The organism is Cnuibacter sp. UC19_7 (assembly GCF_042699995.1).
Classification (GTDB): domain Bacteria; phylum Actinomycetota; class Actinomycetes; order Actinomycetales; family Microbacteriaceae; genus Cnuibacter.
In genome coordinates this window covers 2464839-2476842 of the sequence record NZ_CP170560.1, presented here as the reverse complement: position 1 = coordinate 2476842, position 12004 = coordinate 2464839, and the positions used below count along the sequence as shown (strand labels likewise).

9 protein-coding genes are annotated in these 12004 nt (G+C 71.6%); 8 read left to right on the top strand and 1 reads right to left on the bottom strand.

What is annotated here, in order from left to right:
* Positions 1–96 precede the first annotated feature (96 nt).
* The 8 genes from ACFJGV_RS11805 (at position 97) to ACFJGV_RS11770 (ending at position 11265) form a co-directional block, all read left to right on the top strand.
* On the top strand, positions 97–981 hold the full coding sequence (locus tag ACFJGV_RS11805) for a spermidine synthase (protein WP_378144140.1): 885 nt from the start codon (positions 97–99) through the stop codon (positions 979–981).
* A 144-nt stretch (positions 982–1125) separates the two neighbouring features.
* Positions 1126–1563 carry an MSMEG_6728 family protein gene (locus ACFJGV_RS11800; RefSeq protein ID WP_378144139.1) on the top strand — a complete coding sequence of 146 codons (438 nt, stop codon included), beginning with the start codon at positions 1126–1128 and terminating at the stop codon, positions 1561–1563.
* Between the two features lie 81 nt (positions 1564–1644).
* On the top strand, positions 1645–4026 hold the full coding sequence (locus ACFJGV_RS11795; RefSeq protein WP_378144138.1) for a putative Ig domain-containing protein: 2382 nt from the start codon (positions 1645–1647) through the stop codon (positions 4024–4026).
* A gap of 80 nt (positions 4027–4106) precedes the next feature.
* Complete coding sequence (locus ACFJGV_RS11790; RefSeq protein ID WP_378144137.1) at positions 4107–5276, top strand: anion permease; 1170 nt, start codon at positions 4107–4109, stop codon at positions 5274–5276.
* Positions 5273–5500: a hypothetical protein gene (locus ACFJGV_RS11785; RefSeq protein WP_378144135.1), complete on the top strand. Its 228-nt coding sequence runs from the start codon at positions 5273–5275 to the stop codon at positions 5498–5500. Before ACFJGV_RS11790 ends, ACFJGV_RS11785 begins: the two co-directional genes overlap by 4 nt.
* Positions 5501–5591: 91 nt before the next feature.
* Entirely contained in the window at positions 5592–5873 is a 282-nt protein-coding gene (locus ACFJGV_RS11780) for a hypothetical protein (RefSeq protein WP_378144134.1), read from the top strand.
* Complete coding sequence (locus ACFJGV_RS11775) at positions 5870–9961, top strand: Pls/PosA family non-ribosomal peptide synthetase (RefSeq protein WP_378144133.1); 4092 nt, start codon at positions 5870–5872, stop codon at positions 9959–9961. Before ACFJGV_RS11780 ends, ACFJGV_RS11775 begins: the two co-directional genes overlap by 4 nt.
* Positions 9958–11265 (top strand): M1 family metallopeptidase, encoded by a 1308-nt coding sequence (locus ACFJGV_RS11770; protein WP_378144132.1) that lies wholly within the window; start codon positions 9958–9960, stop codon positions 11263–11265. Before ACFJGV_RS11775 ends, ACFJGV_RS11770 begins: the two co-directional genes overlap by 4 nt.
* On the opposite strand, the gene ACFJGV_RS11765 is transcribed toward ACFJGV_RS11770, so the two are convergent.
* Positions 11237–11974, bottom strand: a complete 738-nt coding sequence (locus ACFJGV_RS11765; RefSeq protein WP_378144130.1) for a 4'-phosphopantetheinyl transferase family protein — start codon at positions 11972–11974, stop codon at positions 11237–11239. The two genes, ACFJGV_RS11770 and ACFJGV_RS11765, sit on opposite strands and share 29 nt — an antisense overlap.
* Between the last annotated feature and the right edge of the window lie 30 nt (positions 11975–12004).

Sequence of the window (12004 nt, the reverse complement as noted above, 5' to 3'; positions counted from 1 at the left end):
ATAGCTCGGCGGCGTGGCGGGAGGGAGTGAGCACCACCCCATACGGGTGAGCTTCGGCGGATGTGCGGGGTGAGTCTCCTTCACTATCATCGACGGATGCGACACGTGGTCTTCGTCCTGGAGGTGGGCGACGCCGTGGCGGCGCTCGAGCGGATCGGGCGGCGCCGTGACGTGTACGAGCTCTCGGTCGACGGCATCCCCCAGTCGCGGATCTCGCTGCTCGAACCCCGGACGCTGTCGTTCGAGTACACGCAGTGGATCGGGAGGATCCTCGACGCGGCCGCTCCCGCATCCGCCCCCCTCACCGTCGTGCACCTGGGCGCGGGGGCGCTCACCCTCCCCCGGTACGTGGCCGCGACCCGCCCGGAGTCGCCGCAGTTCGTGGTGGAGCGCGAGCAGGAGCTGCTCGAGGGTGTGCTGAATGCGCTGCCCCTTCCGTCGGGTGCCGAGGTGTCGATCGCGTACGGGGATGCGCGCGCCGTGGCCGCCGAGGCCGAGGCGCATGGCTGGCCCGAGGCGGCGGACGTGGCGATCGTCGATCTGTGGAGCGGAGCGCTCATCGGTGCGCGGGTGGCGAGCCGCGAGTTCTACGCGCTGGTCACCGAGCGGCTGGCGCCTGGCGGGCTGCTCGTGGTGAACCTGCTCGACGGTCCGGGCTTCGAGTACACGCGCGCGCAGGCGGCCACCCTCGCGTCGCTGCTGCCCTCGGTCGCCGCGCTCATCGAGCCGCAGATGGTGTCGAACACCGAGCTCGGCAACGTCGTGCTCGTCGCCTCCTCCGGATCGCTCTCCGCCGTGCTGAAGCGCCTTGAGGCCCCGGGAGCGGCGCGCCAGGCGGGCCCGCACGTCGTGTCGGGCGAGGCGCTGCGCGACTGGATCGGCGACGCCGAACCCGTCGACGACTCGACCGCGATCGACTCGCCTCCGATGGAGGACGAGCACTTCGCACGCCACTTCGGCCGCCCGCTCCCGGGGCTGTAGACCGGACGTCAGTCCTTGGTCGGCTTGGGGGGAAGGGTTCCCATCGTGCACCTCCTTCGGGTCGTGCGATGACGGTAGCGTGTAGGCGAGCAATCCTCAATCACATCACGTGCCCCGTGGATGGATCCGGGGTTGGCTTGGGTTGTGCAGACCTTCCTCCCCTACGCGTCGTTCACGCGCAGCGCCGCGGTGCTCGATCCGCGGCGGCTGGGCAAGCAGAGGGTGGAGGCGCTGCAGGTGCTTCGCGCGATCACGGTGCCGGACTACGGCTGGCGGCACCACCCCGCCGCGAAGATGTGGCGCGGGTACGTGCCGGCGCTCGCGGCGTACTCCCTCGCGATGACGGACGCCTGGATCGCGGCCGGCTTCGCCGACACCGTGCGGCCGCAGGTCGTCGCGTTCGCGCCTGAGGTCGACGGTGTCGCGCAGGAGGACCTCGAGCTGCCGCCGTGGATCGGCGACGAGTCCGTTCACCGCAGCCACCGCTCGAACCTCGTGCGCAAGGATCCCGAGTTCTACGCACCCCTCTTCCCGAATGTGGCGCCGGATCTCCCGTACGTCTGGCCTCCCGCGACGCGCTGAGTGCTGCGGGATGGCCGCCTTGCCCGATGTCGGCGAGGTGGACTAACCTGACGATCACTCATCGAAAAGCGAGGATCCGTCGTGAAGTTGACCCGTGCCCTCTCCGCCGTGCTCGCCGGCGCTCTCGTCGCGGCCGGCGCGCTCGTCGCCGCAGTGCCCGCCCAGGCGGCCGCCGGCGACATCCGCGTGTACACGGACCTCAACGCCATGGCCAACCCGTCGAACATCGTCACGATGCCGGACGGGACCATCTGGGTGGCGGAGGGCCTCGACCCGTACCTGCATCAGTACAGCGCTGCAGGCGAGCACCTCAATGTCTTCGGACCGCTGCCGGGGATGGGGGGCATCTCGAGCATCACCGCCGGATCCGACGGTAGGTTGTGGCTGTCCAGTTTTCAGAAGATCGGCGTGTACGCCCCGGGGCGAGGACTCGATGCCGTCATCAGCTTGAAGGGCGCGTATCCGGCCGGCGGGAAGGACGTCGATCCCGGCAGCCTCGCCGAAGGCTCGGGCTCGATCTGGGCGGCAGCCAGCTCCGGGTTCACCGGGGTCGTCAGGATGGGAACCGATGGGTCGTTCGAGGACTTCATCGACCTCCCAGAGTCCGTTCTCGACCTGGATGCGGATCCAGGCAGCTACCGGGTCTGGTTTGCCGAGTACAACACGAAGTACGTCGGCTTCGTCGATCCCGCGACCAACCTCTACGTGCGCATCCCCAACCCCGACGGGCTGCTGTCGGCGGGACGCGTCGCTGCGGTGAAGGATGGCACCGTCTGGATGACCGCCAGCGACAGCGTCTATCACGTCTCCGTGGCCGGGACCTCGTCGATGTGGAACCGCACGCCGCTCCCCGCGGGTACGGTCGTCGACTCGCTCGATGTCGCTCCCGACGGGACCCTCTGGGCCTCGCTCTCCGACCAGAGGCTCTTCGCCGTCTTCCCCGACGGCACCACAGGAACGTATGGGCCGGTCACATCACGGGTGTCCGATGTGGCCGTCATCGGCGCCAGGCTCTGGATGTCCGGCGGATCGAACTTCCTCGCAGCGATGGAGCTGCTCGTCCCTCCCGCGATCACCGCCTGCCCTTCGGCCAAGGGGACGGCGGGCTCGACCTACTCCTCGGGGGCGCTGCCGACGTCCGGAAGCGCGCCCAGCCGGTTCGCCGTCTCGAGCGGCAGCCTGCCCCCCGATTTGAAGATCGACGCCAGTACCGGTGCCATCACCGGAACACCCGCGGCTGCCGGGTCGTGGACGTTCGCCCTCCGCGTCACCGCGACCTTCGGCGCCCGGGAGGCGTCGAACGACCGCAACTGCACGATCACGATCGACGAGGCACCGCCTACGCTCGGGCCGCTCGTCGAGAGCGCACCCGCCGTCGTGGGTGAGCTGTACACGGCGACCGTGACTGCCGGTGGTGGTGTGCCCCACTCGATCACGCTGGTCGGAGGGTCGCCGCCGCCCGGGACGACCCTGTCGGTCAGTGGCCGGGTGGTCACGATCACCGGTCGACCCACCGCGGCGGGAAGCTTCAACGTGCAGCTTCGAGCCGAGAACGATGGCGGCGACTACACGAACGCGTACGACGTGGTGGTGGCTGCGGCGCCCGTGGTCGCTCCGACACTGCCGTCGGCGAGCTGGCCTGCGGTGCAGGTGAACACGCCGTTCTCGCAGACCCTGACCGCGACGGGAGACGAGCCGATCATGTTCTCCGCCGACCCCGCAACACTGCCGCCGGGAGTGAAGCTCACGTCGACCGGCCGGACGGCGACGTTGTCCGGCACGCCGACCGCAGTCGGAGACTTCGACGTCGCGATCACGGCGGCCAATCCCGGCGGCAGCGACAAGGAGACGTATCGGATCTCCGTCGCCGCAGCCCCACCCGCTCCCGTCGCGCCCACGCTGGGAGCGGCGACCTTGTCGACCGCCCGGGTCGGTGACCCGTTCGAGTCGACGATCCCCGTGACGGGTTCAGGAATGGTCGACGTCCAGGTCACCAGCGGTGCACTACCCGCGGGGCTCACGCTCATGCGCGTCGCCGGTGGGGTGCAGATCTCCGGGACGCCGATCTCCGCAGGGCCCGCCGACTTCACGCTCACCGCGACCAACGCAGGCGGCGAGGTGTCGCGCGAATACCGCATCGTCGTGGAGCCGCTCGCCGTCACGCCCGGCAGCGGCGGCGTGGGCGGCACGACACCCGGTTCGTCCAACGGAACCGGAACCGGAACCGGCGCCGGAACGGGCGGCAGCGGCGCGGCCGGCGCCGCGACAGGGACGCGCCCCGGCACCCTCGCGAGCACGGGCCTCGGCGCAGGCACAACCGCGAACGGCGGCGGCGCACCGCAGCTCGCCGTCGGCGTGCTCGCCCTCGTGCTCGCGGCCGCAGGTGCCGCAGCGGTGGCGGCGACAGGACGACACCGGGTGTTCACCATCCGTTCGGGGGCCGCCCGCCGCAGGGAGGGCTAGGCAGGTTCTCGTGCGGATCGCGTCGAGGCGCGAGGCACCGGCCGACCTGCGGCCGACCGCACGGGAAGGGAGGTGGCGCGGTGGACGACGTGCTCATCACCGTGGTCCTCGTGATCGGGCTGGCGCTCGTGTTCGACTTCACGAACGGGTTCCACGACACGGCGAACGCGATGGCGACCTCGGTCGCGACGGGGGCGCTCAAACCGCGGGTGGCGGTCGGCATCTCGGCCGTGCTGAACCTCGTGGGGGCGTTCCTGTCGACGGAGGTGGCCAAGACCGTGTCGGGCGGCATCATCAACGCCGGACCGAACGGTCTCGACATCACACCCGTCATGATCTTCGCCGGACTGGTCGGCGCCGTGATCTGGAACATCGCCACCTGGTACCTGGGCCTGCCGAGCAGCTCCACGCACGCGCTCTTCGGCGGGCTCATCGGGGCCGCCATCATCGGGGCGGGCTTCGACGCGGTGAACTTCGGGGTCGTCATCTCCAAGGTCGTGCTCCCGGCGCTGTTCTCGCCCCTCGTCGCGGGGCTCATCGCCCTGGTGGCCACCTACCTCGCCTACCGGATCACGAAGAATGCGCGCATCCGCGGATCGGAGACCGGCTTCCGCCACGCGCAGACCATCTCCGCGTCGCTGGTCAGCCTCGCTCACGGCACCAACGACGCGCAGAAGACCATGGGTGTCATCACGCTCACCCTCGTCGCCGCCGGCTACCAGGGTGGCGACAGCGGCCCGCAGTTCTGGGTCATCCTCGCCTGCGGCCTCGCCATCGCGCTCGGCACCTATCTCGGCGGCTGGCGCATCATCCGCACGGTCGGCAAGCGGATCACCGACATCCAGTCGCCGCAGGGCTTCTCGGCCGAGACCAGCTCTGCGGCCACCATCCTCGTGTCCTCACATCTCGGATTCGCCCTGTCGACCACCCAGGTCACCTCGGGTGCGGTCGTCGGCGCGGGGCTCGGCAGGAAGCTGGCGTCGGTCCACTGGGGCGTCGTCGGCAAGATCGGCATCGCCTGGCTCGTGACACTTCCGGCCGCGGCGCTCGTCGGCGGCGTCGCCGCCTGGGTGGCGAGCACCAGCGTGATCGGCCTCTTCATCGTGATCGCGTTCGCCGCCGCGGCCATCCTCACCTTCTACCTGCTCTCGAGGAGGAACCCGGTGAACCACGACAACGTCAACGAAGAACCCGGTGACGCGAAGAGGGATCGCGAGAAGGACGACGAGAAGGCGGGAGCGAGCGCATGAGCATCGACATCGACTGGGGCGCCTTCGTGCTCGTGTTCGCCGTGGCCCTGGCCGCCACGGTGGCGATCGTGGCGTCGTACTCCGTGGGGCTGCGGCTGCTGGCGACGGGAGCGGATGCGAAGCAGCGGCCTGCGATCGCCACCGTCGGCGCCTACGTCTGCTTCGCGATCGGCGTCGCCGCGGTGCTCTACGGGCTCTACCTGATCATCCCCCAATTCCACTGACGGGGCCGGTGAATGTCGAACGCGACGGCGGTGAACAGCACGCGAGAATCTGTCGACTCGCGCGTTAACGTCCATCGTGCACAATGACCCCATGTCCAAGAAGATCGATGCCGCCCTCAAGGCTCTTGTCAAGGCCCTCGAGAAGCACGCGGAGGCCGTCTCCGACAGCTCCACGAGCAAGCAGAAGGTCGTCCGCGCCGCCGCGCGCGTGCGCAGCGCCGCGACCACGTACGCCTCGGTGACCTACGCGAAGGCGCACACCGAGAGCCCGTTCACCGACATCGTCGACCCGAAGCTCCCGGATGACACGCTGGCGTCGCTCCGCGCCGAGCGCGACGCCCTCAAGGCGAAGAAGTCCGCCAGCTCGAAGTGACGAACGGCGCCGCGGAAGTCGACCAGGCCGTCCTCGACCGGGGCGGCGCCGCGGCGCACCCTCGCACGCTCATCGACGTGCTCCGCGCGTCCGTCGAGGCCGCACCCGAGGCGTCGGCCCTCGAGGATGCGGCGGGATCGCTGAGCTACCGGGAGCTGATGGCGCGGGTCATCTCGACCTCGGCCGAGCTCCACGCGGCGGGCGTGCGACGGGGCGACCGGGTGGGCGTGCGGATGCCGTCGGGCCAGCGCGAGCTGTACGTCGCGATCCTCGCGGTGCTCGCCGCCGGCGCCGCGTACGTACCCGTCGACGTCGACGACCCCGACGAGCGGGCCGCCCTCGTGTTCGGCGAGGCGCATGTGGTCGGCGTGATCAGCGGATCCGGGGTGTACACCCCGACCGAAGCGACCCCCTCCGACACGACCCCCGCGGACACGACCCCCGCGGACCCGACCGACACAGACCCGACCCCTCCGGCCGCACCCCCAGAACGCCGCCTCTTCGACACCGGCCGCGCCGCGCCGCACGCGAGCACCTCGGCACTCCCCGTCGTCACTCCCCCGACCCCCGACGACGACGCGTGGATCATCTTCACGTCCGGCTCCACGGGCACCCCGAAGGGTGTCGCCGTCTCGCACCGCTCGGCGGCCGCCTTCGTCGACGCCGAGTCGCGCCTCTTCCTGCAGGACGAGCCCCTCGGCCCGGGCGACCGCGTGCTGGCCGGCCTCTCGGTCGCGTTCGACGCCTCCTGCGAGGAGATGTGGCTGGCCTGGGCGCACGGCGCGTGCCTCGTGCCGGCTCCCCGCTCGCTCGTCCGCAGCGGCATGGACCTGGGCCCGTGGTTGACGACCCGCGACATCACGGTGGTGTCGACGGTGCCGACGCTCGCCGCGCTGTGGCCCACGGAGTCGCTCGACAACGTGCGTCTGCTCATCTTCGGCGGCGAGGCGGTTCCGCCCGAGCTCGCACAGCGGCTCGCCACCCCCGGCCGCGAGGTGTGGAACACCTACGGCCCCACCGAGGCGACCGTGGTCGCCTGCGCGGCGCCTCTCGGCGGCGACGGCCCGGTGCGGATCGGTCTCCCCCTCGACGGGTGGACGCTCGCCGTGGTGGACCAGGACGGCGCCCGCGTCGCGGAGGGCGAGGTCGGCGAGCTCATCATCGGCGGAGTCGGCCTCGCCCGCTATCTCGACCCGGCGAAGGATGCGGAGAAGTACGCCCCGATGCCGTCGCTCGGCTGGGAGCGGGCCTACCGCAGTGGCGACCTCGTGCGCTTCGAGGCGGAGGGCCTCGTCTTCCAGGGCCGCGCCGATGACCAGGTCAAGGTCGGCGGACGGCGGATCGAGCTCGGCGAGATCGAGTCGGCGCTCCAGAACCTCCCCGGCGTCTCGGGCGCCGCGGTGACGGTGCGCACCACGGCGGCGGGCAACACCGTCCTCGTCGGATACGTGGTCGCGACCGACCGTGCCGGGTTCGACCGCGAGCTCGCGATCCAGCGCCTCCGTGCGGAGCTCCCGTCGGCCCTCGTGCCGCTGCTCGCCGTGCTCGACGACCTGCCCACTCGCACGTCGGGCAAGGTCGACAAGGCGGCGCTCCCCTGGCCGCTCCCCGCCGACGTCGCGGACGAGGACCCGGATGCTGCTCCGCTCAACCCGCTCACCGCGCGCCTCGCCGAGCTGTGGACGCGCGTGCTCGGCATCTCCGTCACCGACCCCGATGCGAACTTCTTCGACCTCGGCGGCGGCTCCCTCTCGGCCGCGCAGCTCGTCGCCGGGATCCGCGAGATCGATCCCGAGTTCACCGTCGCCGACGTCTACGCGCATCCGCGACTCGGATCGCTCTCGGCCGAGCTCACCGCCCGCCTGCCCGAGGGCAGCAACAACGACGGCAGCAACAGCGACGGCACCGGCGGCAGCGGCCCAGATACCCGCGAGCCCGCCCGACCCGTCGTCCAGACTCCCCGACGGATGCGCATCCTGCAGACCCTGCTCGGCGCCCCGCTCTTCATCCTCTCCGGGCTGCGCTGGCTCGTCTACCTCCTCACCGCCTCCGCGCTGCTGCAGACGACGGACGGCTTCGCGTTCCTCCCGACCGCGCCCTGGTGGCTGCTGGTCATCGGCCTGGTGCTCTTCGCGACCCCGTTCGGCCGGATGGCGCTGTCGGTCGCGGCCTCCCGACTCCTGCTCGCGGGCTTGAAGCCCGGCGACTACCCGCGCGGCGGATCGTGGCACCTGCGGCTCTGGCTCGCCGAGCAGGTCGCGCACCAGGTGGCCGCGGTGAGCCTGGCTGGCGCCCCCTGGATCAACTACTACGCCCGTGCGCTCGGCGCGCGGATCGCCGACGACGTCGACCTCCACTCGCTCCCGCCGGTGACGGGCCTGCTCCGCATCGGACGCGGCGCCGCGATCGAGCCCGAGGTCGACCTCTCGGGGTACTGGGTCGACGGAGACACCGTGCGGATCGGCGAGGTGCGCATCGGCGCGGGCAGCTCGATCGGAGCCCGCAGCACGTTGCTGCCGGGCACGAAGATCGGCAAGGACGCCGCGATCGCGCCGGGCTCGAGCGTCTTCGGGCGGGTGCCGTCAGGCCAGCGCTGGGCGGGCTCGCCCGCCCAGCGCGTGGGCAAGGCGCGCACATGGTGGCCCGAGGAGCGACCGCCCCGGCGCTCGCGGTGGCTCGTGGCGTATGGCGCCTCGAGCGTCGTGCTCTCCCTCCTGCCGCTGGTCTCCCTCGCGGCCGGCGCGGTGGTCATCGCGGCCTTCATCCGCGGATCGGAGGCCCTCGGCGAGGCCATCGGCCGCGCGGCCCTCGGCCTCGTGCCCGCCACGATCGTCGCGGGCGTGCTGCTGGCCGGGCTCGTGCTGCTGCTCACCCGCCTGCTGGGCCTGCGGATGACGGAGGGTGTGCATCCGGTGCGCAGCCGCGTGGGCTGGCAGGTCTGGTCGACCGAGCGGCTGCTCGACATGGCCCGTACGCTGCTCTTCCCGCTGTACTCGGCCCTGTTCACGCCCGTGTGGCTGCGGATGCTCGGGGCTGAGGTGGGCAAGGACGTCGAGGCCTCGACGGTGCTGCTGGTGCCCGCGATGACGCGCGTCAAGGACGGCGCGTTCCTGGCCGACGACACCCTCGTGGGCTCCTACGAGCTGGCCGGCGGCTGGATGCACGTGGCCCGCGCCGAGATCGGCAGCCGTGCGTTCCTCGGTAACTCGGGCATGGCGGCCGCGGGCCACCGCGTTCCGCGCGACGGGCTCGTCGCCGTGCTCTCCAGCGCCCCGCGCAAGGCGAAGTCGGGCTCGTCGTGGCTGGGGTCTCCCCCGGTCCGGCTGCGCCGGGCGCCCGCCGAGACGGACGAGTCGCGCACGTTCGCCCCGCCCACCCGGCTACGCGTCGCGCGTGTGCTGTGGGAGCTGTGCCGCTTCGTGCCCGTCGTCGTCACGTGCGCCATCGGCCTGGGCGTCGTGTTCACGCTCGCCGCGCTCGCCTCGATCGAGCTGTGGCTCGGCGTCGTGCTGAGCGGCGCCGTCATGCTCGCGGCCGGCGCGGTCGCCGCCGCGGTGAGCACCGCGGCGAAGTGGGCGCTGATCGGGCGGATCCGCGCCGGCGAGCATCCGCTCTGGTCGAGCTTCGTCTGGCGCAGCGAGGTCTCCGACGTCTTCACCGAGCTGGTCGCCGCACCCTGGTTCGCGCAGGCGGCGAGCGGGACGCCCGCGCTCGTCTGGTGGCTGCGCAGCCTCGGCGCGAACATCGGGAAGGGTGTCTGGTGCGAGACCTACTGGCTGCCCGAGGCCGACCTCGTCGAGCTGGGAGACGCCTCCACCGTGAACCGCGGATGCGTGGTGCAGACGCATCTGTTCCATGATCGGATCATGAGCCTCGACACCGTCACCCTCGACGCCGGCGCCACGCTCGGCCCGCACAGCGTGATCCTGCCCGCCGCCCGCATCGCGGCGCAGGGCACGGTGGGCCCCGCGTCGCTCGTCATGCGCGGCGAGCTGGTGCCGCTCGGCAGCCGCTGGAGCGGCAACCCGATCGGGCCGTGGCGCGAGGTGCGGACTCGCGAGTACCGCGCGGCCGGAGCCGCCCGATGACGGGACGCGGAGTCGTGTTCTCGGGCGATCCGTACACCCCGGGGGTGGGCACCTGGTCGTACCGGGTGTCGTCGTACGACCTCGATCTCGACTACCGTGTGCCGACGAACCGTCTCGACGGCGTCGCCGTGATCGAGGCCGTCGCCACCGTCGACCTCGACCGCATCGAGCTCGACCTCTCCCGCCTGAAGGCGTCGAAGGTCAAGCTCGACGGCAAGCGTGTGCAGGGGGTGTCGCACGTCGGGCACACGCTCGCGGTGCGACCGCCGGCCACCATCGCGGGTGGCACCCCGTTCACCCTCGAGATCGAGTACGGGGGCCGGCCCGGTCCGCGTCGCAGCCCGTGGGGTCCGATCGGATGGGAGGAGCTCGCCGACGGCGTGCTCGTCGCCTCCCAGCCGATGGGCTCGTCGACGTGGTTCCCCTGCAACGACCGTCCGGGCGACAAGGCGAGCTACCGCATCCGCTTCACCGCCGAGGAGGACTACGCGGTCGTCTGCAGCGGCGAGCTGACGAAGACCTCCACGAGGAGCGGACGGACGACCTGGGTCTACGAGCAGGACGCACCCACCGCCGCCTACCTCGCCACCGTCCAGGTCGGCCGCTATGCGCGCCGGACGGAGGGCAAGAAGGTGCCCGTCGACTACGCGTACCCGCTCGAGCTCGAGAAGAGGCGGGCGAAGGACTTCGGCCGCCTCGACAAGATGATCTCGTTCTTCTCGAAGTCGTTCGGGCCGTACCCGTTCGACCGGTACGGCGTGGTGATCACCCGCGACACGCTCGAGATCCCCCTCGAGGCCCAGGCGATGGCGGTGTTCGGCGAGAACCACGTCGACGGCGAGCACGGCTCCGACCGGCTCATCGCGCACGAGCTGGCCCACCAGTGGTTCGGCAACAGCGTCGGGGTGTCGTCGTGGCGGCACATCTGGCTCAACGAGGGTTTCGCCTGCTACGCGGAGTGGCTGTGGTCCGAGGAGCGCGGCGGGGCCTCGGCCGACGGCCTCGCGACGCAGCACTACGAGCGGCTGCGCCTCGCGCCCGAGGACATCGTCATCGGCGACCCGGGTCCGGCGTCGATGTTCGACGATCGTGTCTACAAGCGCGGCGCGCTGACCCTCCACCAGATCCGCAGGCGGATCGGCGACGACGCCTTCTTCGCCCTCCTCCGCCGCTGGACCACCGCCCACCGTCACGGGGTGGCGGACACCGAGGGCTTCATCCAGCTCGCCGAGGAGGTGTCGGGCGCGCCGTTGCGGACGCTCTTCGACGAGTGGCTCAGTCGGCCCGCTCTGCCGTCGTGGTGAGCTCGAGGCTGCGCCAGCTCACCACCGGGACCACCCGCTTCTTGCTCGGCTTGCGCGGGGCGACGGCCACGCTCGCTCTCACGCGGCGGTCGAGCCGCACATCCGCCAGCGCGTAACGGGGTGTCTCGGGGTCGGATCCGATGGTCGCCGAGATGGCGCCCTCCTGGGCGGTGATGACCACCGAGGACGGGTCGACGGTGAGGCCCCGGCCGTCGGCCTTGAGCACCGACTCGAGTCGGGTCCAGTGCTGCACCGGATCCCAGGTGCGACCGGCCGGGCGCGAGGTGGGCGGCACCAGGGCGGCGATCGCCGAGACGGCGTCGACCGAGGTGTCGACGGGCTCGATGTCGATGCCCACCAGGCCGCTCCAGCTCGCCGCGACCGCGATGCCCACCGAGCAGTGCGCGATGCTCACGCTGAGCCGACGCCCCTTGGGGCGAGCCACGTCGACGTTCGGGCGCCCGTGCGGGCCGCCGCAGTGGGCGCAGATCGCCCAGACCGTGACGTCGGCGGCATCCACCGGCGGGTCGGCCAGCTCGGCGGCGAGCCGCCTCACCGCGATCCGTCCCGTGACGAAGCGGTCGGCGGCATCCGGATCGCTCATCGCGCGGTGGCGGCTGCGCTCCTCCTCGGTGAGCAGGGGCAGCATGCCACCGACGTCCTCCCCCGTGGGGAGAGGAACCCAGCGGACATGCACCTGAGGCGTCATCGCGAGCGACGATAGCGCGGGTGGGTGTCG

What these genes read in the sequence shown, in the direction of transcription:
- ACFJGV_RS11805 (WP_378144140.1), top strand. Translation starts at nt 97, where the DNA reads ATGCGACACGTGGTCTTCGTCCTGGAGGTGGGCGACGCCGTGGCGGCG.
- ACFJGV_RS11785 (WP_378144135.1), top strand. Translation starts at nt 5,273, where the DNA reads ATGAGCATCGACATCGACTGGGGCGCCTTCGTGCTCGTGTTCGCCGTG.
- ACFJGV_RS11780 (WP_378144134.1), top strand. Translation starts at nt 5,592, where the DNA reads ATGTCCAAGAAGATCGATGCCGCCCTCAAGGCTCTTGTCAAGGCCCTC.
- ACFJGV_RS11770 (WP_378144132.1), top strand. Translation starts at nt 9,958, where the DNA reads ATGACGGGACGCGGAGTCGTGTTCTCGGGCGATCCGTACACCCCGGGG.
- ACFJGV_RS11765 (WP_378144130.1), bottom strand. Translation starts at nt 11,974, where the DNA reads ATGACGCCTCAGGTGCATGTCCGCTGGGTTCCTCTCCCCACGGGGGAG.